Genomic DNA, 21,062 nt, shown 5'->3' with positions numbered 1-21,062 from the left:
AGCGGGTGCGCAGCCGGATCAGACCGCTGCTGCCGCCGGGGTCATCGCACCGGCGGATTCTCTGGAACCGGACTGGCCGGCATCGATGGCGGTGGATGTCGCCGCCTCGTTAAAGCTCTCATCGGCACCGTAGATTTCGCGTGCGACAGCCGTGGTCAGCGCTTCCGGCGCCCCGTCGAACACGAGGAAACCGTCGCGCATGCCTATCACCCGGTCGCAATAGGTCCGGGCGGTGTCGAGCGTGTGCAGGTTGCAGATGACGATCTTGTTGTCGCGCTCGTGAATCTCACGCAGCGCATCCATGACGATCTTGGCATTCATCGGATCGAGCGAGGCAATCGGCTCGTCCGCCAGGATCATGTGCGGGTCCTGCATAAGAGCGCGGGCAATCGCAACACGCTGCTGCTGACCACCGGACAACTCCTCGGCCCTCTTGGTGGCTTCCTGGGCAATGCCCAGTCTGTCGAGCGCACCAAGCGCGGAATTGACGTCTTCCTGGCTGAAGATGTTGAAGAGGCTCTTCAAGGTGCCGTGACCGTTGAGGCGCCCCAACATGACGTTGGTGACAACATCCAGGCGCGGCACCAGGTTGAACTGCTGGAACACCATGGCGCAGTCGCGCTGCCAGCGGCGCATCATGCCGCCTTTCAGGCTGAGAATGTCCCGGCCATCGAACAGGATCTGTCCGGCGCTGGCGGGGGTCAGCCGGTTGATCATGCGCAGCAAGGTTGACTTGCCGGCACCGGAGCGACCGATGATCCCGACCATCTGCGGTTTTTCGATATTAAAACTTACTTTGTTGACCGCGGTCCGAGACCCGAAGGTCTTGGTGACTTCCTGAAATTGAATCACGCGCCAGCCCTGTCCGTTGTGTTCGTCGTGCTGCGCGACAAGAGCCACCGGACCATTACAGAAAAATGACATTCCTTTGTCGGGGAGCCCAAAATTTTATGACAAATCAATGACATCCCTGCCTGAAGCATCGGCAGAACAACCATCTCCGGCGGGAATTCCGCAGCGCTCTCAGCGCTTTCCGAGCCCCCTTGGCGTCACACATGCCTGGCTGAAATTTACTCGGAAATCAGTGCTCAAATACAAGGCTTCTACCCGCCAAATGCCGTTTTCACCGCTGTGGATGCATGCAAAAAAAGTAACGGGAGTCACGCCAGTGTCATCAAAGCGTCACGACCGGTGCCAGCAACACGGCTACAAACCGTTTCCGCACTCCTTCCAACGCTATATGGAGCATCCATGTCCGCCCCGACCCAGAAGCCTTCCCTGACCGAAGCCCCGAACATTCATCCGGAGGCCAGGGTGCTGAATTGTGATCTCGGCATCTGGACCGAGGTTGGCGCACGCACGGAAATGCGCGAAAGCAGCATGGGGGACTATTCCTATATCGTGCAGGAAGGCGATGTCGTCTGGTCGACCATCGGCAAGTTCTGTTCCATCGCCCGTCGCGTCCGCATCAATCCGGGAAACCACGCAACCTGGCGCGCCTCCCAGCACCACTTCACCTACCGCGCTGCTGCCTATGACCTTGGCGAAGACGACGCGGATTTCTTCCAGTGGCGCAAGGACGACTGGGTCACCATTGGACATGATGTGTGGATCGGCCACAATGTCACGGTGCTTGCCGGCGTCTCGATCGGCACCGGAGCTATTGTTGCAGCCGGGGCAGTCGTTTCCAAGGATGTCGCCCCCTACACCGTTGTTGGCGGTGTGGCCGCCAGGGAAATCAAACGGCGTTTCACCGAACAGCAGGAACGGGCGCTGATCGATATCTCCTGGTGGGACTGGTCCCATGAAGAGCTGAAGCAGCGGCTGCCAGATTTTCGCAAGTTGTCGATCGACGCATTCATCGAGAAGTACCGCTGATCCCGCTGGTGGCGCGGACACCTGCTCAGGTGAGCCGTGCCTTCTTTTCCCGCTGCACAAAATTCCCGGGACGCGTTACACTTGCACCATGCAAACAGAAACCGCCGTTCTTGAAAGCAGTCTTGGACCGTCGCTGCGGCGCTGGCGCGTACTGAACCGGGTCAAGCAGGAAGCTCTGGCGTATGAACTCGGCGTCTCGCAGACGAGGATATCGCGCTGGGAGAGTGGCAAGTTGCAGCCGGACGACAGCAACAGGACGAAGATCACCCGTCTGCTGAGGGCACGTCCGGAGAGCGCCGCCGACAAGGCCCTGCTTGATCTTGTCTCCCGGTCCGCAGTTCCCGTGCATCTGGTCTGCGACCTCACACACAGGCTGCTGGCCATATCCGTACCGCGTGCCTGCGAATGGCGCGCACCGGTGAACGAGTTTCTGAACCGGCCCTTGTGGCGTTTTGCGTCCGAAGGCATCCGCGCAACAGAGCACAGACTGACCGACTATGGCTGGTTCGAGCCGGATGCTCCTGACATTGTCTACCGAACGGAACACGTCGATTTCCCGGAAATGACCATCCCGGAGAGCATCATCCGGATTTCGCGCCTGCCGCTGTCAGACGGACGGTTTGCGCGGCTGGTCCGTGAAGAACAGGATGCCGCATAAATTATGCGGTAACTCGTCTGGCGCGGTGGCCCGCAATAATCTGGCCACCATGACAAAGACGCCCCCTTCCCTCGATCTTCCTGAAATTTCCCACACCAGACTGAGAGGCCTGCTGGACTTCCTTCAGGCTGCAGAGCAGCTGAAGGACACGCTTCGCTCGGGATCGACATCCGGCGGCAGGCCGGAGAGCACTGCCGAACATAGCTGGCGACTGGCCTTGATGGTTCTGTTGTTCGAACCAGAGCTGAAAGAAGTCGACTTGCTCAAACTCCTGAAGCTGACGCTTGTGCATGACCTGGGCGAAGCCATCTCCGGAGATGTCCCCGCTCCACTCCAGACGCCGGGTGACGACCGGCAGGAACGCGAAAGGCGGGACTTCCTGACCTTGTGTGAACCGCTGCCGGGTGACGTGGCTGGGGAGCTAACCTCCCTCTGGGATGAGTATGCAGCGGCACGAACCGTCGAAGCCCGACTTGCCAAGGCGTTCGACAAGCTGGAGACCATGCTTCAGCACGTTCTGATGCCAAGGCAAGCGCCTTCATTTTATGAGTTCAACCTCGGTTACGGCCGTGATCGCACCGATTGCAGTGCTCTCACGCGCCAGTTGCGGGACGAAGTCGATGAGCTGACCCGCACCATTATGACGGGCGCCGGACGGGAAATCGCCTGATTGCACCAGAGACTTTGCCGCTCAAGGGTGCCTGGTGCCTTGCCGGGTGGTCAGCAAAAAAGGTCATGCAGGTTCTTATTTTTCGTGTTTGGGTTTACCCTTCTGGTTGTGCCGTCGAGTCACTGCCGGAGGAACCAGCATGTACACCATTCTGCCCCGCAGCCAGGGTGCCGTTCTCGGTGTCGAGATTTCCGGAAAAATCGATATTGATCAGGAAAAGAAACTGATCGCCAAGGCCGAGGAGATGATTGAAGATCAGGGCAAGATCAGCGTTCTGGTGGTTCTTGGCGATCATGTCGGCGTTTCTTTCGAGGCCGCCAAGGCGGACATCCGGTGGGTGCTTGCCAACATGCAGCATCTCAACAAGATCGCCATCGTTACGGACAGCAAGCTGCTTGCCGCCCTCGTTGCGATCGACGCCACGTTTGCACGGATGGTCGGCATTCAGGAAAAGCACTTCGACCGGGATGAAATCGATATCGCCTGGCACTGGATCGAAACGCCAGTCTGAGGTCAAGCCGTTGGCGATTTCTGCCACTGAGGCTGCCGTCCAGCCTCATCTGGCAATTCAGTTCTGGCAGGTCAGTGCGGAAACTCAGGCGTCGGCGAGCTGTTCATCACTCAGGAAGGCAACCTGGTTCACTTTCCCGTCCCTGACCTCGATCATCTGGCCCTGAGGCACTTCCATCCAGCATCCGCGGGCTTCATCCAGCGGTTCGGACACCACCATCACACCGTCGTCATACACCCGGTAATAGAGCGTCGGCGCCAGATTGTCAGAAGCATAGCGGGCGGCATAGAGCGTTTCACCATCCGACCAGCCTGCAGCAAAACGCATGTGCGGCGTCGTTCCGGCGTATTTGGACAGGGCTTCCGCTTCGAACACAGCTCTCGCCATGGCCGCGCGCGGGTGGAGATTGAGTCCATAGGCGAGCGCGACCAGAAAAAGGCTTTCGCTGTCGGTGCCGCCAATGCGGTCGCGGTAAAGGTCGTCCGGGATCATGTTGTCGAGGCGACGCTTCACCTTGTCGTAGCCGCCGACCTGACCGTTATGCATGAAGGTCCAGCGCTGGAACGTGAAAGGATGGCAGTTGTCCCGCGTGGTCGCCGTTCCGGTTGAGGCGCGCACATGTGCCAGGAAGTGGCGAGACCGGATGTGCTTGGAGATCTGCAACAGGTTTGGATCCGACCAGGCGGGCCGGACGTCCTTGTAGACACAAGGGGTGTCCCGGTCGCCGTACCAGGCAACGCCGAACCCGTCGGCATTGACCGATGTCTTGCAGGACAGCGCATTGCGGCTCTGGTCGATCAGCGAATGCGCCGGATCGCAAATGACTTCTTCCAGGTATTTGGGAGCTCCGCTCCAGGCAGCCCAGCGGCACATGTCGACTTGGTGTCCTTCAAGCAGCGTCTTGCATGGCCTTGAACCGGGCCGTGGTTTCATCGCACGCGTAGTAATCCGCGGCCGGATAAGGATGCAGCGCCAGATCTTCGACGGCGGCAATGATCCTGTCCGCCTTGTCTACTGTCATGAGCACTGAAAAATTGAGCCGTGTCCAGCCGGGTTTCTTCAGTTCTTCACCGGAAAGAATACCGGCCCTCAACGCTTCGGACTGTTCCGGACCGATATCCAGCAACCGATGGGCATAGGGCCCGGCACAGGCGCAGCCGCCACGGGCCTGGATGCCATAGATGTCCGATAGCATGCGGGTGACGAGCTGCTGGTGCACATAGCCTCCGCGTTCCAGATCCTTCACACGGAACGAGAACACGGGTAGCACGTGACGGGCCTTGTCGTTTCCGAGGATCTCGATCGCCGGATTGTCACGCCAGACCGCCAGCGCCTTGGCGCGCCAGGCGGCGTTCCGCTCGTCCATGAGCCGCTGCCCGATGGCTTCCTTGACCAGAAAGGCGAGCGCCGCCCGGATATCGCCGATCACGTTCGGTGTACCGGCTTCCTCGCGGGCTGAAAGATTGTCTGAATAATCGTGAGCCCAGGGCGAGACGAAGCGTACCGTTCCTCCGCCCGGAAAGACCGGTGTCGCCTTGCTGACAGCTTCCTTACGCACGATCATGACGCCTGACGCGGCTGGCCCACCGATGAACTTGTGCGGCGAGACAACAACCGCATCTTTCTGGGCATCCGTGCCGGCTTTCATATCTACCGGGAGGTAAGGGCCGGAACCCGCGCAATCCCAAACGCTGAGCGCGCCGTAACGCTTCAGAATGCGTGTGACCGCCACGTCGTCGGTAACGATGCCGGTTACGTTGGACATCAGCGAGAATGCTCCAACAATCAGCCGGCCGGCCCCCGCCTTGCGCAAGACAACCTCCAGCTCCGCAAGATCAGGACCACCAGTTTCCGCTTCGTCTATCTCGATCACCTCCGCTCCGCTCTCGCGCCAGGGCAGAATGTCTGAGTGATGTTCATAGGGACCGATCACAACAAGTGGCTGTTCGCCCCGCTCTGCGGCGGCCGAAACACCAAGAAGATGTACAAGCCGGTTAAGGCCTGCGGTTGCCCCCGAGCCGCAAAAGACCGTCGCGTAGCCCTGGTCAGCCCCACAAATTCGGGCGATTTCAGATCGCGCGGCCTCGCGCATTCGTGTCATTGCGCTTCCGCAGTAGGAAGCCTCGGTGTGGCTGTTCGCGTAGACCGGCAGGATTTCTTCCAGAACGAAATCCTCAACCTGACGCAGAGCTCGCCCGGAGGCGACGTAGTCGGCATAAATAAGCTCGCGCTCGCCGAACGGACCTGAAATGGTTGCCCCCTCGCCGATCAATCCTGCGCGAAGGCGGGAAATCAGGTCCGGAGATTTCAGTTCCTCGATGAAATGATCGAGTGCCGTGCCTGTTTTTTGGGTCATCTTGTGCTCCGAAACGTCTTTTTCGGATCATACGACCCCTTTCACGGGGATATCTTCACCTCATTCGATTGTTTTACGCGCCAGATCGTGTCAATTGATCGAACATGGAGAAAAAATTCGATCATATTGATCGCTCGCTGCTGCGCGCCCTGCAACGCGACGCACGTCTTTCGCAAAGAGACCTTGCCGACAAGGTCGGTCTTTCCCAGAACGCCTGCTGGCGCCGGTTGAAAACGCTGTACGACAGTGGATTGATTGAAGGACATACGATCCGGCTGGACCCGGCGCAGCTCGGGTTGAATCTCACGGTCTTCGTGATGATCCGGACCCGGCACCATTCCAAGGAGTGGCTGGAAAGGTTCAGGGGCGAAGTGGTGGCCATTCCGAACGTGATCGATTTCTACCGGATTGCCGGAGACTACGACTACATGCTGAAAGTGGTGGCCGAAGACATGAATGCCTTCGACCGCGTCTATCAGCGCCTGATCGAGAAAGTCGATCTGGATACGGTCACGTCGTACATGACCATGGAATCGATCGCGGATGCCCGCGACCTTCCAATCTAGGTTTTCTCAGCGGCGGCGTCCGCCACCTCCCCTGCGCGCACCGCCACCGCCGCCATGACGTTGCGGGCGTGCCTGCGGACGTGAGCGCTGAACGTTGCGCTGCCGATTGACCTGACGGTTGCCTGCCGTTCTCGCCCGGTTGTCCCTGCTCAGGTGTGCAGGCGCCTGGGGTCGTGCCGCCGGACGTGTGGCAGGGCGGGTCGCCGGTCGCTGCACATTCGGCTTCTGGATATTCGGTCGTTGCACATTGGGGCGCTGAACGTTGGGACGCTGCGCCGGGCGTTGGACGTTGGGGCGCTCCACATTCGGCTTTTGAACATTCGGGCGTTGGACGTTGGGACGCTCGATATTCGGACGCTGGCCGGCAGGCAGGTTGGTCGGGCGTTGAACATTCGGCCGGTTCTGGATTTTGTCGCCAAGGGGGCGGTTGGCAAGGGCTGCTCCTGCGCCGGCGCCGATCGCTCCCCCGGCCAGTCCGGCACCAATGTCACCCATGCGGTCCTGGATTGCCTCGCGGGAGGGCGCAGCGACTTCGCCCCAACGACCACCCTCGAATTTCTGCCATTTCTCGCCATCGCGGCGATAGACGCTACCATCTCGGCCGGCAAAGACGTCACCACGGCGATCAAGGTTCGCTACACGGCCCAGATTGCCGTCCTGCTTCCAGCGCTGCACGGCACCAGCCTGGATATCGCGCGTGCGTGACCATTCCGGCCCGCTTACGACCTTGCCGCCCCAGGAGCCGTAAATGCCCCGGGCTCCGCCAACCACGACACGATTGCCGGTCCGCGGATTATAGGCGCTGATGAAGCCTGCACTGCCGCGCGGGCCGCTGATGGCGGCACCGCGAATGTAGCCGCCCGTACGCGGATTATAGATGCCGCCGCCGGCGATGCCGCGCAGCGGACCGTAGGCATAGCCATAGCGTCCGAAAGTGCCACGGACCGGATTGTAGAAGGCGCCGATCCCGTAGCTCACCGGACGCGGGAAGTAGATCGGGCGCAGCCCCGGACGGTACCAGGGCCGATAATAATAGCCTGTGCCGTAAACGAAGACGCCCCAGGACAGGAACCCAGCCAGATAGCCCATCGTGTAGCCGTACCAGACCGCTCCCGGTTCGCTGTCGTAGATGCGCACATAGGTGGTGTTGTAGACCGGGGAAGACGGCGGAATGGTGTAGATCTCGTCAGGAACCGCCGTGGCAACCGTAAATGGTCCTTCCGGGCTGTCTCCGACAAACCAGACACCGTCCTGCAGCACGTAGTATTTCGCGCCGACCTGGATCACCTGGTCGCTGGTATTGACCGCGTAGGACATCGACGTGCCGTCGATCTTCTCGAATTCCGGATCACCGGCATAGGAGACATCCGCACTGACGGAACCGACCTCAACGCGAGCCGTTGTCGGAATGCTGGCTTTCAGCCGTGCCTGCGAGGCTTCAGAAGTGCCTGGAATGGACGAACGGACCGAATAGTAAGGCGCGTCTTCCGGCAGGTTCTGAAAATCGGAGGGCATGTCCGGAGTGGTGAAAGTCCACGGCCCGTCGAGCGAGGTGGACTTGAACCAGCGGCCGGATACCAGAATGTACCAGGTGGACGTGGATTTCAGGAAGAACACGTCGCTTTCGGTGTTGGACGCCCATTCCAGATCGGTGCCATCCACCGGTTCCAGAGCCGGTTCGCCGTCAAAGACGATCATTTCGGCCGGTGTGTCTGAATAGATCACCTTCGGCGGAGTATTGTCCGCGAACGGTTCCCCCGGAATCGCTTCCCGGGTTTCCTTCCAGTTATCGTCATCCGGAAGAGACCCGATCAGATCCGGCAGCTTGTCGACCGCTTCCCACCCTGCCGAGACGTCCTTGGTTTTCATCCAGGATTTTTCATCGCGCAGATAGAGTTCGCCGCTCTCGTCGATTTTCAGAATGTCCCAGTTGCTGTTGACCACGAAGCTGAGCCCCTGGTCACCCTTGACTGGCGCAAAGATCGGCGTGCCTTCGGTCTGCACGAGAATGGACGGCTCGGTCGAGACATAGATAGGCGGTGCTTCCGAACTCAGGCCCTGGACATCCTCCATGCGCTGGTATTCGGCAAGGCCTGCGGTGATCCGATCCTCTTTCACGGTGATCGTACCGGTCGGCATGATCTTGCCGACCTGAAGCGACAGGTCAGTGAGGGATTCCCGGTCCAAAGCCGAAAAGTTCAGTTCCGTTACCTGGATCTGGTTGATGTCAACTTCGCTCTTGTCGGTGTCGGCCACGGTCGCGCCGCTGACACCGATCACACCAAAGACAGGCTTGGCATCCTTGTCCTTGATGTATTCCGCTGCCACCATCGCCTTCAGGGTCTTGAAGTTGTCCCACTCGGTGAATTGCGGCTGGTAGAGCACCAGCGTCGCCCCGGCGTCAGTTTGGAAAGACCGCGGCCAGCCGGTCGTCTGTTCCGGTTCGCTAAGCTGAAGATACTGCCCGCTGACAAACCCGTTCTGGCCGTTGTAGCTGATTGAACACCAGGCCCCGCTGTCATCGCAGTTCTCCATTTCGACCTGCGTACCGGACGGCACCGTTCCCAGTGAGCCGAAGTTCGTTCCCGGGCCTTGTCGGAAATTCACGTTGGCGGTCGTCAGGGCCGGCGCGGCAAGCACGCCGTTTACGAAAACCGTTTGCAAAATCAAAGTGGAAGACAAAAGAACGGAAAGAGACTTACGCATTGGGACCTCCCGGGGGCCGGTTCAACCAACCCTGTCGATGTCGGTGCAAGTGTCTGTGCACGTGACGGGAACCTGTGCGTTCCCGAGGCAAGCTAAATTTCGTTGTCACGCCTATTCCCTGTGAGGGGCGTCACGGGTAAATCTTACGTGGAGTGATATTCTATCCGCAAGATCACGTTGAAAAAAACTGCATTTCGACCAGGAGTTTAAGGGAATGGTGAAGCGTTACGCTCTGGCAGCCGTATTGGCGGGCTTGGTCTCGATCGGCTCTTTCCCGTTCGCTGCTCCGCAGAAAGCCTGGGCAGAGATATTTTATTGCCAGAGCACGCGCACACCCAACGGCAGCGAGCCCTACTGCAACTTTATGCTTTTCGACAAGGCCTTCACCCGCCACATGCAGGTGATCGTTGCCCAGGGCGCGCGGCGTGACGTGGCCGTGAACGGCCGCTACGACGTCTTCTGCGTTCTTGTTCAAAACCACAGGAACGTGCCGGACAATTTCGCCTACCGGAAACAGCAGTGCAAGAAGTCGGACACGGGCCGAGAATACCAGGTGCCGATCCGCGCCATCAACCTGCGGCGCGGACGGGATGGCTTCAGTTCCAACAACGTGCAGTCCCTGTTGCCGAAGGAACGCTGGTAGCCCTTTCTCGTCTGCCGGACTGGCACGAAAAAAGCCGGCACGACAAATGTCGTACCGGCCAGGTTTCCAGAGGAAAATCGTCTTGTCAGCAGGCGACGGAGGAAAGCGCCTGAGATCGTAGCATCACGGACTGACCCGTACGGGCAGACTGCTGTGCCGCCAGCCCCATTTCCACAGCCCGCCATCCGTCTTCAAGCGTCACTTCAGGTGCCGGCTTTTCACCGCGTACGACAGCCACGAAGCCTTCGTGCTGATAGAATGTCGAGCCGTTGTGGTCGCCTGCATCGAGGATCATCGGATCAACCGGAATATCGATCTGACGCGGCCCCTTCGGGTACCTGGGCGACACGACAAGCTGAGGCACCGGCGGCTCGCCGAGGTGTTCTGGCCAGAAGCGTCCGGGACCCGGCACGAAGGCTTCGATCTTGCCTTCCGGCCCAACGGCCGACACTTCTTCCTGGTAGCGGGAGCCTTCGGCAAACATGCAAAGTTCCAGCATGGCCCGTGCACCGTTTTCGAAGTCGACGATCACATAGCCGTTGTCGAGTATGTCCGGCTGCTCGCCATTGTAGACCTCGTCCTTGTGGTTGGCATCCTGGCCGGCCGACGCCATCACGCGGACTGGTTCGCATTGCATGATCAGCCGCATGAGATCGAAGAAATGGCAACACTTTTCAACGAATGTACCACCGGAGTAGCGGTTAAATCGGTTCCATGCGCCGACCTTGTCGAGGAACGGAAAACGGTGCTCGCGGATGGTCAGCATCTTGATGCCGCCAGTGGCTGTTTCCGCCTGCTCGATCAACGCCGCGATCGGCGGCATGTAGCGGTACTCCATCGCCACCCACACGGGCGCCGGATAGGACGCCTTGAAAGCCTCCAGCTCGGCAACATCCTTGGGATCGGTGAAGAGAGGTTTTTCGACGAGAAGCGGCAACGGGCGCTTGCGGCGGATTTCTTCCATCTGCGGCACATGGCAGTGGTTCGGACTGGCAATCAGGATGCAGTCCAGTTCGTCCACTTCCAGCAGTTCCGAAACGGAATTGGCAAATCGCGCAAGAGGCGCAAATCTTGCGGCCGCTTCCGCCATTCCGGCGTCCGGCTCGAAGATCACCGTTACTTCGGTGTCCGGCAGGAGTGCGATGTTGCGCAGGTGCTCCTGCCCCATCATCCCGCAGCCAATGACACCATATCTTACCTTTGCAGGCATTCAGTCCTCCATGCGCGGTGGCATTTCTCGTCCACCTATTTCAAGCGCTGCACGTAATGCGCCCGGTCCGTGTCGAACCAGGTTCGCGAATATTCGACCGGCTTGGGGCGATCCGCCCAGCTGAACCGTTCGACAAAGCCTGTGAGAGTGCCCGGCGTCTTCTGAAAGAGTTTCGGCGTCCAGTCCGGCAGCGCACGGATGGTCACCCGGTCTTCTGCACGCACGATCCAGAACCCGAGGTGTTTCTGGTAAAAGCGGTAAAGCGAGTCCGACAAAAGCTCGCGCCGCACGAATCCCGCGTCACCGTCGAGCCAGATTTCCTCCACCGCGATCATCACATCGTTGAGAAACCTCAGCCGGCGGATACGGGTGCCTTCGGCGCTGGTACCGAAAAGCGGCAGATCGTCCGGCTTGTCCAGGCGCTGAACGTCCAGAATATCGGCGCGTGGCAGACCACCTCCGGTCAGGAGTTCCAGACGGAACATGGCGTAGACGCTCTCATGCGTGCCGCCCTGCCGTATGTAGTTTCCCGACCCCTGGATCCGCTCGAGTAAGCCTTTTTGCGTAAGGTCGGCGAGTGCCTTGCGAAGGGTTCCGATGGAGATGCCAAGCTCCTCTGCCATGTCCCTTTCAGGTGGCAGCCGCTCCCCGTCGATCAGCCGCCCGGCCGCGATATCCCTGATCAAAAGCTCGCTTATCTGCACGTATAACGGCAGCGCGGTAGAGGTTTGCGAGGCGGTTGGCATGGCGGTTCGAAGGTCTCGTTTTCAAAATTGATACACTATTGATTTACATCAAAACGGGTGATATGCAAGAAGAAATCGAAGGCAGAATGAAGCCATTCGAAAACAAACGAAAATAGCGAAACCTCAATCGCACCCATGTCGGCGCATGCGGGTTTCGGTATTCGACAAGATGGTCCAAGGGAGGCACTTCATGACCGTAGTCCCAGTCACGTCACCGGATCTTGATGCAGCGGAGGTATCCTGGTTCGCCGCATTGTGTTCCGACGACTATCAGTTTCTGGGCGTACCCGAAGGCCATCTGCGTTCCTCCTGGGAGCATTGCTCTTCGATCGTGAAAACAGCCGAGCAGCAGGGCTTCCGCAACATCCTGTGCCCGTCGTCCTACCAGGTGGGCCAGGACACCCTGTCCTTCGTCGCCGGCTGCGCGCCGATCACCGACAAGATCAACCTGCTGGCAGCGGTTCGCTGCGGCGAGATGCAGCCGATCATGCTGGCGCGGACCATTGCCACGCTGGACCACATGCTCGAGGGCCGGTTGACGGTCAACATCATCTCGTCCGACTTTCCGGGCGAGCAGGCCGACAGTAGCTATCGCTACCAGCGTTCGCGGGAAGTGGTGGAGATCCTGAAGCAGGCCTGGACGCAGGACGAAATCAATTACGAAGGCCAGGTCTATAACTTCAAGGGCCTGACCACGGACCCCGCCCGGCCGTACCAGACCGGTGGGCCCCTGCTCTATTTCGGAGGTTATTCTCCGGATGCGCTGGACCTTTGCGGTCAGCATTGCGACGTCTACCTGATGTGGCCGGAAAAGATCGAGGAACTGGAAGGCCGCATGAAGGCGGTCAACGCAGTCGCCGAGAAATACGACCGCACCCTCGACTATGGCCTGCGCGTGCACATGATCGTGCGCGACACGGAAAAAGAAGCGCAGGAATACGCGGACTATATCGTCTCCAAACTTGACGAGACCCAGGGAACCGCCATTCGCGAACGGGCACTGGATGCCAAGTCGCTGGGAGTGAGCCACCAGGCAAAGAACCGCGAGATCGCCGATGAATTCGGTTATATCGAACCGAACCTGTGGACGGGTGTCGGCCGGGCGCGGTCCGGTTGCGGGGCAGCGCTGGTCGGGTCAACCGATCAGGTGATGTCCAAGATCGAGGCCTATCAGAAGATGGGCATTCGTGCCTTCATCTTCTCAGGCTATCCGCACCTGGAAGAAGCCAGGCATTTCGGGTCCAGGGTCCTGCCGAATCTGAAGACATGTTCCCTTCCGCACGCCTATGGTCGTGTACCGGCTCAAACGCCGGCAACCCCGCTTGGCCAAGGAGTGCGCCGCTAATGGACCGCGTGAAACTTTCTGAAACCCTGGAATTCTCCCGGCTGATCTATGGCATGTGGCGCATCGGCGACGACAGCGACACGTCCCCCGCTTACGTGGAACGCAAGATCCAGACCTGTCTCGACCAGGGCATCACGACCTTCGATCAGGCTGACATTTACGGCGGTTATGCCGCGGAAGCCGTGCTTGGCGGGGCGCTGAAGGCCAATCCGGCCCTGCGTGGTCAGATGGAAATCGTCACCAAATGCGACATTGTCGCGCCGATGGGACGGTATTCGGATGCCAGGGTGAAATACTACGACACGTCCCGATCACACATCGAGAAGTCGGTCGAGTTCTCCCTCACGGAGATGGGCATCGAGACCATCGACCTGCTGCTGATCCATCGCCCGGACCCGCTGATGGATCATCACGAGACCGGCGCCGCGCTCGATGACCTGGTCAAGAGCGGCAAGGTGCGGAATGTCGGTGTCTCCAACTTCCGCCCCTGGGACTGGGAGCTGCTGCAGTCGGCGATGTCGAACCGGCTTGTGACCAACCAGATCGAGATCTCCCTGAAGGAAATCGCGCCGTTCACCAATGGCGACCTCGCGTTCCACCAACGCCTCGGCACCCGGTTGATGGCATGGTCCCCTCTCGGCGGCGGCTCGCTGATTTCCGAAAGTGGCAAGCTTGGCACCGTAATGGACGAAATCGCTGCAGAGGCCGGTGTCGACCGGTCCGCAGTCGCGGTCGCCTTCCTTCTGGCTCATCCGGCGCAACTTTTGCCGGTCATGGGCACGAATAATCTGGAGCGCATTGCCCAGATCTCCGACGCGCTGAAAGTCAGCCTGGATCGCGAAACCTGGTACCGTCTTTACGAAGCGGCACTTGGAACAGAGGTGCCCTGATGACCATGCAGAATGCCAATCATACCGTGACCTTCGAACCGGACGCCGACAACACCCGCCTCTTGCGGGATGCGTTCGGTCGATTTGCCACCGGTGTTACGGTGGTGACCACCGGCTCGGCCGACGGCCCCGTCGGCATTACAGCCAACAGCTTCTCATCCGTCTCCCTGGAACCGGCGCTGGTCCTGTGGATGCCGGACAAGGGATCGCGCAGGTTCAGGTACTTCGAAACGGCCGAACATTACGCCATTCATGTTCTCAGCAACGAACAGGCTGAAGTCTGCAACGGTTTCGTGCGCAATGCCCATGCTTTCGATCAGCTCACCTATACGATCGATGACAACGGCGTGCCCCTGATCGAGAACTGTCTCGCCCGCTTCGAGTGCAAGCGCTTCACCGCCTATGAGGGCGGCGATCACCTGATCGTTCTTGGGCAGGTGTTGCAGGCCGAGATGCGTTCAGGCGAGGCCCTGACGTTTTATGCAGGCAAACTCGGACAAATCGCTCCAAAATAAGGGCGGAAAACGGGGCGGTGATCGGCCCGTTCTGGAGGAAAGTGAGAAGCCTTCTGTCTCAGGAGAACGCAGAAGACCGCTTCGCCACTTTTAACATGATCAGCTTCGCGGTTCTCATGTTCACGCACATGAAGACCGGTTGATCCAGGGAGGAGCCCGAATGGGCATTTTGCTGGCGGTTCTTGCACCGCTCGACTTCGTCAATTCGCTGCTGTTGCGAATTGGCCGGGGCATCGGCATCTTTGCCGTTGCCCTGATGGTGATCGCGATCCTGGTTCAGGTCGTGTTCCGCTATGTCTTCAACAATGCCCTGCCCTGGCCGGACGAAGCAGCCCGTTTCTGCATGCTCTGGATGACAGGTCTTATGGCACCAACAGCGTTCCGCAGAGGCGGTTTCGTTGCCATCGACATGTTCACCCATTCCCTGCCTCGCCTCCTGGGAAGCGCCATATCCCTGCTCCTTCTGCTTATTTCACTTGTGGTGCTCGTCGTTGCCCTGAAGATCGGCTTTTCTGAAGTCACCGGTTTCGGAGGCCGTTTCGCAACCGCCTCGCTTTATGTTCCGGGCAACCTTTCCTTCAGCGAATGGATCCGCGTGCCGCGCAGCTGGATGATGGCTTCCATCCTCGTCGGTGTATTCCTGCTGACGCTCGTCAACATCGAGCTGATCCTGCGCAACATCATCGCCAGCTTCGGTGGCGCCGACCGCATGCCGGTCATTCCCGATCCTGACATGGCAGGAGCTGACTGATGCTGATCTGGTTCCTTCCCGTCTTCCTCGTCTTCCTGCTGATCGGGCTGCCTGTCTTCTTCGGCCTTCTGGCGGCCCCTGGCCTGTTGCTCTGGCTGAACGGCCAGGAAAAAGACATCACGCTGCTTTACCGCAACGTCTACAACGGCATGGACAGTTTTCCTCTGATGGCGATTCCGTTTTTCATGCTCGCAGGCGAGCTGATGAACAAGGGCGGCATCACCATGCGGCTGGTCGAGTTCAGCCAGGCCCTGATGGGACATCTGCGCGGCGGCCTTGCTCATGTGAACATCCTGTCGTCGATGCTGTTTGCAGGCCTATCCGGTTCCGCTGTTGCCGATACCTCCGCACTCGGATCCATGCTGATCCCGGCAATGGAGAAGCAGGGTTACACAAGGCGCTTTGCTGCGGCAATCACCGCGGCGAGTTCCGTCATCGGGCCGATCATTCCGCCGTCGGGCATCATGATCATCTATGCCTATGTGATGGGCGAGAGCGTTGCCGCGCTGTTCCTGGCCGGTATCGTACCCGGCATCATGGTCGGCATCGGCCTGATGCTGATGGTCAAGGTCATGGCCAACAAGTACGACCTTCCCAAAGCACAGAGGATCGTCAACCCCGGCCAAACCATGGCACCGGTGGAATACTGGTTCTCCTTCATTGTGCTGAGGGCAAACCTGGCTGCCCTGTTCACGGTGATCGCGGACCTTGTGGTCAACCTGACCGGGTTCGCTTCCCTTTCAACGACGACTTCCTTCATCCTGTTCGCGGTCTTCCTGGCGGTTTCCCATGTGCTCTTGTGGAAGCTCAGAAGTGCTGTCTCGGAAGATTTTCGGGTCGTGTGCAAGAAAGCAGTTGCTCCGCTTCAGACGCCGATCATCATTCTCGGCGGCATTCTGCTGGGGGTCTTCACGCCAACGGAAGCGGCCGCGATCGCAGTTGCCTACGCGTTGGTTATCGGCTTCTTCGTTCTGCACTCCATCAAGGTCTCCGAGATCCCGGGTGTCCTGAACAGGGCTGGCATAACCTCTGCAGTGGTGCTTCTCCTGGTCGGTGCGGCGATGGCCTTCAAGACCGTCGTCAGCCTCAGCCACGCTCCCGAAATCATGGCGGAGTTCGTTCTCACACTGTCGGAGAACCCGCTGATCCTGCTGTTCCTGATCAACCTGCTGCTCTTCGTTGTCGGCATGTTCCTGGATGCAGGCCCTGCCATCATCATTCTCGGCCCCATTCTTGGACCGATCTTCGTCAACCTGGGCGTCGATCCGATCCATTTCGCCATCATCATGAGCGTCAACCTGACCATCGGCCTGGCAACGCCGCCCATGGGACTGGTGCTCTTCGTTGCGGCTTCGGTTTCAAGGGAACGGGTTGAAACCATTGCCAAAGCCATCCTGCCGTTTCTGGCGGTGGAAATCGCGGTGATCTTCCTGATCACCTACATTCCGGCACTTTCGATGACGATCCCGCGTCTGACCGGATTTGCCAACTGATCCTGAGCTTTCTAAGGGAGGAACCTAATGCTCAAAACTGCACTGAAAACGCTCACCGTCGCGGCGATGCTTGCCGGATCGTCGCTGAGCGCGCTTGCCGCGGACTACACGCTGCGCGCAACCGCCAACTCCAACGAAAACGACGAAGACTACGACGGTCTTGTCGTTTTCAAGAACTTCGTTGAGGCCGCTTCCAACGGTGCCATCGAGGTCGAACTGTTCATCGGCACGCAGCTTTGCTCCAACGGCGCTGAATGCCTTCAGGGTATTTCCGACGGTGCGATCGACATCTACATCTCCACCTCCGGCGGCGCGGCGGGAATTTTCCCGTATGTCCAGGTTCTCGACCTGCCCTACATGATGAGCGACGACCGGATTGCGGAGCATGTCCTGTCGGGTGAATTCACCCGCACCATGCGCACGATGGCACTGGAAGATTCCGGTGACACCATCCGCCTGATGACCATTGGCAACACCGGCGGCTGGCGCAACTTCGCCAACACCAAGCATCGTGTGGCCAAGCCGGAAGACCTCAAGGGCCTGAAGATCCGCACCGTGGTGGCCGACCTGCCGCAGGAACTGGTCAAGGCACTTGGTGCTGCTCCGACGCCGATCCCGTGGCCGGAACTGTTCACCTCGCTTCAGACCGGCGTTGTCGAAGGTTCCAAGAACGGCATCACCGACATCATGGGCATGAAGTTCCCCGATGCCGGTCTTCAGTATGTCACCCTCGACGGGCATGCTTACATGGGCGCCTTGTGGTGGATGAACAACGAGAAGTTCCTGTCGATGCCGGAAGACCTTCGCCGTGTCGTGGTGGATGGTTTCTACGCCCTGCAGCAGGCAACCTTCGCCTCACCGAAGCGCAAGTCGATCAAGGCGTATGAAGACTTCGTGGCCGGTGGCGGCGATCTCTACGTCCCGACTCCGGAAGAAAAGGCAGCCTTCAAGGAAGCAGCCGCTCCGGTCTATGACTGGTTCAAGGGCAATGTCGGACGCGGCGGCGAGATCTTCGGCGCTCTGGAAGAAGCCGTGGCTGCGGCCGAAGCCGACATCAACGCCAATCGCTCTGCCGATCTGAACTGACGAAACACCGTGTCACGCCTTGCCACTGCAGGGCGTGACATATCCCAGCACATGCACCGATCCGGAATCGTGCCTGCCGTAAACTGGACAGAGATCGGCACGCGCCCCATGGTGAAGCCGTGGAAGACCCGGGAGAGCAAGAGTTCAATGGTCCGGTCCGCCCAGCACTCGATCACGCGAGTTCTGCGCCGATCAGGAACGAACCGCCGGCTTTCAATTGAACGGATACATCCAGACCTTGTAATCACCGACCAGGATATGCGCCTTCTCAATCTCGTCTTTGGTCATCTTCTTGACCACCTCTTCCAGAGAGATCGCAGCGTCGGGGTCCCCCCCGATGGCAGAGAGCGTGTACCACATGTAAGCCCGCACGAGATCCGGAGCCGGCATGCCCCGGCCCACCTCATAGTACCAGCCGACACCGGACTGGGCACCCGGATGCCCCTTCATCGCGCTTCTGAGATACCACTCGAACGCCCGCTGGTCGTCGCGCTCGACGCCCAGACCCATTGCATACATTACACCGATCAGTTCTTCCGCATCCGCGTTGCCGGAGCGGGCCGCCGGCCAAAGTTCCTTCATCGCCTCTTCGTAGCGATTGGCCTCCATCAGGTCGCGCGCGGCTTCGATTTCGGCCTGAGCAGAACTCGTGCACAACACAAGAGCAAAAAGAGCGGCGGTCAGCGTGGTTTTCATGTGTTGCGGTTGCTCCCTCTGGTCTTCGGCTTGTCGGCACCGGCGATTGCTTCCGAATTGCCACCGCCCTTGAAGGAAGACGATTTCATCGCCTTCGAAAGAAAGCAGGCAGCCCTCGGCCAGTTGCTTTTTTACGACAAGATCCTCTCCGGCAACAGGAATATTGCTTGCGCCACATGCCACCACCCGACCCTTGGCACCGGGGACCGGTTGTCGCTCGGCATCGGCGAAGGTGGCGAAGGGTTGGGGCTCATGCGGATTGCCGGAACCGGTGACAGCCGCATTAAGAAACGGATTCCGCGAAACGCTCCAGGTCTTTGGAATTTGGGAGCAAAAGAGCTCCACGTCCTGTTTCATGACGGCCGCCTGTCGATTGCCGACACCTTCGAAAACGGCTTCAATTCGCCGGCGGAAGAATGGCTGCCCACGGGCTTCAATTCTCTGCTCGCCGCCCAGGCTGTCTTTCCGGTGACGGCCCAGTTCGAGATGGCGGGCAATCCGAAGGAAAACGAGATCGCCGGGGCCATTTACGATCGCATCGACAACGCCTGGCCGATCCTTGCCAAACGCGTCCGCATCATTCCGGAATATGGCCGCCTGTTTGTCGAGGCGTTCGATCATATCGACGCGCCTGAAGCGGTCACGATCGTTGAAATCGCAAATGCGCTGGCAGCTTTCCAGGCAATTGAATGGCAGAGCTTCGACAGCCCGTTCGACGCGTATCTCGCCGGCGACGAAAGCGCTCTGGATCCGGCCCAGAAGCGGGGTCTCGATCTCTTCTACGGCAAGGCCGGGTGCTCCTCGTGTCATTCGGGCAAACTGCTAAGCGATCAGAAGTTCCACGCCCTGGGCCTGCCCCCCTTCGGTCCGGGTCGCACCCGCAGTTTCGATCCGATGGTGCGCGATGTCGGCGTGATGGGAGAAACCGACCGCCTGGAAGATGCCTACCGGTTCCGGACCCCGATGCTGCGCAATGTCGAGCTGACCGCCCCTTACGGCCACAACGGCGCTTACCCTACGCTGGAGGGGATCATCCGGCATCATCTCGACCCCAAGGGAATGCTGAAAGCCTGGACACCGGAAACCGCAGCCCTTCCACAAGCGCCCTGGCTGCAGGCGATCGATTTTGTGGTCTGGAATGACGCTCGTGAGATGGCGCGTCAGGCCCGTTTCAGGGATATTGAACCTCTCCCCCTTTCGGATGCGGAGATTGCCGATCTGGAGGCTTTTCTGAAAAGCCTGACCGGCACGCAGTCCGTCACGGCCCCGCCCTTCGGCATCCCTGCCACTGTCCCGAGCGGCCTTCCCGTCGACCGGTAAACATCAACAAGGACTAAGAACGTTTCATGGTTGCTCCATTGAAAGACCGGGCTAACCGGCTGTTCCCGGGTATTGCGATTGCCGGGCTTGTCGCCATTGCTGCGCAATTCCTCAACGAGCACTACGGAGCACCGGCCATGTTGATGGCCATCCTGCTTGGCATGCCGATGAACTTTCTGTCGGAGGAACAGCGCACGGGCGAAGGCATCGCCTTTGCAGCCCGCACGCTGCTTCGTGTCGGCGTTGCCCTGCTCGGTGTCCGCATCAGTGTGGAAATGGTGCAGCAGCTGGGTCTGCCGTTTCTGCTTCTGGTGATCCTCGGCGTCCTGGTTACCATCGGCTTTTCCCTCTTGATCGGCGGGTTGTTCGGACGAGACAGGTTGTTTTCGTTTCTGACCGGCGGCGCAGTCGCCATTTGCGGAGCCTCCGCGGCCATGGCCATCGGCTCTATCCTGCCGAAACGCGAACATGCCGAACGCGATCTCGCCTTCACGGTGATTACCGTGACCGTCCTGTCCACACTGGCGATGATCTTCTACCCGATCCTCACCTCCTCCCTCGGCCTTTCCATGGACGCGACCGGTGTCTTCCTTGGCGGCACGATCCACGATGTTGCCCAGGTTGTCGGGGCCGGTTTTTCGATCTCCGAGGAAACCGGAGACCTTTCGACGCTGGTGAAACTGATCCGCGTCACCATGCTGGCGCCCATCGTTCTGGTCGCGGCGCTCATCCTGCGCAAGAGTTCGGAGCCGGGCAGCGCCCGTCCTCCGATCATGCCGGCGTTTGTTGTCGCCTTCCTGGTGCTTGCCGCACTCAATTCCTTCGGCCTTATTCCGGACGTTGCCAAGGAGGCGGCCGGACACGTTTCCCGCTGGGCGTTGCTGGCCGCAATTGCGGCAGTGGGCATGAAAACCTCAATCCCGAAACTGCTGGAAGTCGGCGGCCCGGCCATCTGGATGCTGGTCACGCAGACAGCGTTTCTGGCGCTCTTCGTTCTGGGTGGCATCTGGCTGATCGGCTGA

21 protein-coding genes are annotated in these 21,062 nt (G+C 59.5%); 14 read left to right on the top strand and 7 right to left on the bottom strand.

The window, feature by feature from the left end:
• Window positions 1-18: 18 nt before the first annotated feature.
• On the bottom strand, window positions 19-852 hold the full coding sequence (phnC, locus tag ACVDG9_RS08740) for a phosphonate ABC transporter ATP-binding protein (RefSeq protein WP_055659582.1): 834 nt from the start codon (window positions 850-852) through the stop codon (window positions 19-21).
• Between the two features lie 399 nt (window positions 853-1,251).
• On the opposite strand from phnC, the gene ACVDG9_RS08735 reads away from it, so the two are divergent.
• The 4 genes from ACVDG9_RS08735 (at window position 1,252) to ACVDG9_RS08720 (ending at window position 3,717) form a co-directional block, all read left to right on the top strand.
• Window positions 1,252-1,878, top strand: a complete 627-nt coding sequence (locus tag ACVDG9_RS08735) for a DapH/DapD/GlmU-related protein (protein ID WP_447237756.1) — start codon at window positions 1,252-1,254, stop codon at window positions 1,876-1,878.
• An 88-nt stretch (window positions 1,879-1,966) separates the two neighbouring features.
• Entirely contained in the window at window positions 1,967-2,536 is a 570-nt protein-coding gene (locus tag ACVDG9_RS08730) for a helix-turn-helix transcriptional regulator (protein ID WP_447237755.1), read from the top strand.
• A gap of 49 nt (window positions 2,537-2,585) precedes the next feature.
• A complete protein-coding gene (locus tag ACVDG9_RS08725; RefSeq protein ID WP_447238297.1) occupies window positions 2,586-3,206 on the top strand; it encodes an HD domain-containing protein in 621 nt (206 codons plus the stop codon).
• Between the two features lie 139 nt (window positions 3,207-3,345).
• Window positions 3,346-3,717, top strand: a complete 372-nt coding sequence (locus tag ACVDG9_RS08720) for a SpoIIAA family protein (RefSeq protein WP_447237754.1) — start codon at window positions 3,346-3,348, stop codon at window positions 3,715-3,717.
• Window positions 3,718-3,801: 84 nt separating this feature from the next.
• Here the strand turns inward: ACVDG9_RS08720 and ACVDG9_RS08715 are convergent, their stop codons facing one another.
• Entirely contained in the window at window positions 3,802-4,590 is a 789-nt protein-coding gene (locus ACVDG9_RS08715; protein ID WP_023000199.1) for a class II glutamine amidotransferase, read from the bottom strand.
• Window positions 4,591-4,606: 16 nt separating this feature from the next.
• Entirely contained in the window at window positions 4,607-6,073 is a 1,467-nt protein-coding gene (locus ACVDG9_RS08710) for an aminotransferase class V-fold PLP-dependent enzyme (protein ID WP_447237753.1), read from the bottom strand.
• A 104-nt stretch (window positions 6,074-6,177) separates the two neighbouring features.
• On the opposite strand from ACVDG9_RS08710, the gene ACVDG9_RS08705 reads away from it, so the two are divergent.
• A complete protein-coding gene (locus ACVDG9_RS08705) occupies window positions 6,178-6,639 on the top strand; it encodes an Lrp/AsnC family transcriptional regulator (RefSeq protein WP_447237752.1) in 462 nt (153 codons plus the stop codon).
• A 6-nt stretch (window positions 6,640-6,645) separates the two neighbouring features.
• Here the strand turns inward: ACVDG9_RS08705 and ACVDG9_RS08700 are convergent, their stop codons facing one another.
• Window positions 6,646-9,345, bottom strand: coding sequence for an SH3 domain-containing protein (locus ACVDG9_RS08700; protein WP_447237751.1), 2,700 nt, complete (start codon window positions 9,343-9,345; stop codon window positions 6,646-6,648).
• A gap of 214 nt (window positions 9,346-9,559) precedes the next feature.
• Between ACVDG9_RS08700 and ACVDG9_RS08695 the strand changes: the two genes are divergently transcribed.
• A complete protein-coding gene (locus ACVDG9_RS08695; RefSeq protein ID WP_055659195.1) occupies window positions 9,560-9,988 on the top strand; it encodes a hypothetical protein in 429 nt (142 codons plus the stop codon).
• Between the two features lie 85 nt (window positions 9,989-10,073).
• Here the strand turns inward: ACVDG9_RS08695 and ACVDG9_RS08690 are convergent, their stop codons facing one another.
• Both ACVDG9_RS08690 and ACVDG9_RS08685 read right to left on the bottom strand, forming a co-directional pair.
• Window positions 10,074-11,198 (bottom strand): Gfo/Idh/MocA family protein, encoded by a 1,125-nt coding sequence (locus tag ACVDG9_RS08690; RefSeq protein ID WP_447237750.1) that lies wholly within the window; start codon window positions 11,196-11,198, stop codon window positions 10,074-10,076.
• A 35-nt stretch (window positions 11,199-11,233) separates the two neighbouring features.
• The gene (locus tag ACVDG9_RS08685; protein WP_447237749.1) at window positions 11,234-11,944 is read right to left on the bottom strand and encodes a GntR family transcriptional regulator; all 711 of its coding nucleotides are present in this window, start codon (window positions 11,942-11,944) and stop codon (window positions 11,234-11,236) included.
• Window positions 11,945-12,134: 190 nt separating this feature from the next.
• Between ACVDG9_RS08685 and ACVDG9_RS08680 the strand changes: the two genes are divergently transcribed.
• From ACVDG9_RS08680 to ACVDG9_RS08655, 6 genes are all read left to right on the top strand, one after another.
• Complete coding sequence (locus ACVDG9_RS08680) at window positions 12,135-13,289, top strand: LLM class flavin-dependent oxidoreductase (RefSeq protein WP_055659188.1); 1,155 nt, start codon at window positions 12,135-12,137, stop codon at window positions 13,287-13,289.
• Window positions 13,289-14,179, top strand: a complete 891-nt coding sequence (locus ACVDG9_RS08675) for an aldo/keto reductase (RefSeq protein WP_228868889.1) — start codon at window positions 13,289-13,291, stop codon at window positions 14,177-14,179. Before ACVDG9_RS08680 ends, ACVDG9_RS08675 begins: the two co-directional genes overlap by 1 nt.
• Window positions 14,179-14,694, top strand: coding sequence for a flavin reductase family protein (locus ACVDG9_RS08670; protein ID WP_055659187.1), 516 nt, complete (start codon window positions 14,179-14,181; stop codon window positions 14,692-14,694). The genes ACVDG9_RS08675 and ACVDG9_RS08670 overlap by 1 nt, the downstream gene beginning before the upstream one ends.
• Window positions 14,695-14,854: 160 nt before the next feature.
• A complete protein-coding gene (locus ACVDG9_RS08665; RefSeq protein WP_055659185.1) occupies window positions 14,855-15,445 on the top strand; it encodes a TRAP transporter small permease in 591 nt (196 codons plus the stop codon).
• Complete coding sequence (locus tag ACVDG9_RS08660) at window positions 15,445-16,938, top strand: TRAP transporter large permease (RefSeq protein WP_447237748.1); 1,494 nt, start codon at window positions 15,445-15,447, stop codon at window positions 16,936-16,938. Before ACVDG9_RS08665 ends, ACVDG9_RS08660 begins: the two co-directional genes overlap by 1 nt.
• Window positions 16,939-16,965: 27 nt before the next feature.
• Window positions 16,966-18,024, top strand: a complete 1,059-nt coding sequence (locus tag ACVDG9_RS08655) for a TRAP transporter substrate-binding protein (protein ID WP_055659181.1) — start codon at window positions 16,966-16,968, stop codon at window positions 18,022-18,024.
• A 213-nt stretch (window positions 18,025-18,237) separates the two neighbouring features.
• On the opposite strand, the gene ACVDG9_RS08650 is transcribed toward ACVDG9_RS08655, so the two are convergent.
• Window positions 18,238-18,720 carry a tetratricopeptide repeat protein gene (locus ACVDG9_RS08650; RefSeq protein WP_023000214.1) on the bottom strand — a complete coding sequence of 161 codons (483 nt, stop codon included), beginning with the start codon at window positions 18,718-18,720 and terminating at the stop codon, window positions 18,238-18,240.
• Between ACVDG9_RS08650 and ACVDG9_RS08645 the strand changes: the two genes are divergently transcribed.
• The gene (locus ACVDG9_RS08645; protein ID WP_447237747.1) at window positions 18,721-20,040 is read left to right on the top strand and encodes a cytochrome-c peroxidase; all 1,320 of its coding nucleotides are present in this window, start codon (window positions 18,721-18,723) and stop codon (window positions 20,038-20,040) included.
• A 26-nt stretch (window positions 20,041-20,066) separates the two neighbouring features.
• Window positions 20,067-21,062: a YeiH family protein gene (locus ACVDG9_RS08640; protein ID WP_447237746.1), complete on the top strand. Its 996-nt coding sequence runs from the start codon at window positions 20,067-20,069 to the stop codon at window positions 21,060-21,062.

This window comes from Roseibium sp. RP-7, assembly GCF_053005225.1.
The sequence above is the reverse complement of the archived record's forward strand: the minus strand, read 5'-3'. Positions and strand labels throughout refer to the sequence as shown.

Excerpts from the sequence above, each read along its gene's own strand:
- ACVDG9_RS08735 (WP_447237756.1), top strand. The coding sequence starts at position 1,252 with ATGTCCGCCCCGACCCAGAAGCCTTCCCTGACCGAAGCCCCGAACATT.
- ACVDG9_RS08730 (WP_447237755.1), top strand. The coding sequence starts at position 1,967 with ATGCAAACAGAAACCGCCGTTCTTGAAAGCAGTCTTGGACCGTCGCTG.
- ACVDG9_RS08725 (WP_447238297.1), top strand. The coding sequence starts at position 2,586 with ATGACAAAGACGCCCCCTTCCCTCGATCTTCCTGAAATTTCCCACACC.
- ACVDG9_RS08720 (WP_447237754.1), top strand. The coding sequence starts at position 3,346 with ATGTACACCATTCTGCCCCGCAGCCAGGGTGCCGTTCTCGGTGTCGAG.
- ACVDG9_RS08715 (WP_023000199.1), bottom strand. The coding sequence starts at position 4,590 with ATGTGCCGCTGGGCTGCCTGGAGCGGAGCTCCCAAATACCTGGAAGAA.
- ACVDG9_RS08710 (WP_447237753.1), bottom strand. The coding sequence starts at position 6,073 with ATGACCCAAAAAACAGGCACGGCACTCGATCATTTCATCGAGGAACTG.
- ACVDG9_RS08705 (WP_447237752.1), top strand. The coding sequence starts at position 6,178 with ATGGAGAAAAAATTCGATCATATTGATCGCTCGCTGCTGCGCGCCCTG.
- ACVDG9_RS08700 (WP_447237751.1), bottom strand. The coding sequence starts at position 9,345 with ATGCGTAAGTCTCTTTCCGTTCTTTTGTCTTCCACTTTGATTTTGCAA.
- ACVDG9_RS08695 (WP_055659195.1), top strand. The coding sequence starts at position 9,560 with ATGGTGAAGCGTTACGCTCTGGCAGCCGTATTGGCGGGCTTGGTCTCG.
- ACVDG9_RS08690 (WP_447237750.1), bottom strand. The coding sequence starts at position 11,198 with ATGCCTGCAAAGGTAAGATATGGTGTCATTGGCTGCGGGATGATGGGG.
- ACVDG9_RS08685 (WP_447237749.1), bottom strand. The coding sequence starts at position 11,944 with ATGCCAACCGCCTCGCAAACCTCTACCGCGCTGCCGTTATACGTGCAG.
- ACVDG9_RS08680 (WP_055659188.1), top strand. The coding sequence starts at position 12,135 with ATGACCGTAGTCCCAGTCACGTCACCGGATCTTGATGCAGCGGAGGTA.
- ACVDG9_RS08675 (WP_228868889.1), top strand. The coding sequence starts at position 13,289 with ATGGACCGCGTGAAACTTTCTGAAACCCTGGAATTCTCCCGGCTGATC.
- ACVDG9_RS08670 (WP_055659187.1), top strand. The coding sequence starts at position 14,179 with ATGACCATGCAGAATGCCAATCATACCGTGACCTTCGAACCGGACGCC.
- ACVDG9_RS08665 (WP_055659185.1), top strand. The coding sequence starts at position 14,855 with ATGGGCATTTTGCTGGCGGTTCTTGCACCGCTCGACTTCGTCAATTCG.
- ACVDG9_RS08660 (WP_447237748.1), top strand. The coding sequence starts at position 15,445 with ATGCTGATCTGGTTCCTTCCCGTCTTCCTCGTCTTCCTGCTGATCGGG.
- ACVDG9_RS08655 (WP_055659181.1), top strand. The coding sequence starts at position 16,966 with ATGCTCAAAACTGCACTGAAAACGCTCACCGTCGCGGCGATGCTTGCC.
- ACVDG9_RS08650 (WP_023000214.1), bottom strand. The coding sequence starts at position 18,720 with ATGAAAACCACGCTGACCGCCGCTCTTTTTGCTCTTGTGTTGTGCACG.
- ACVDG9_RS08640 (WP_447237746.1), top strand. The coding sequence starts at position 20,067 with ATGGTTGCTCCATTGAAAGACCGGGCTAACCGGCTGTTCCCGGGTATT.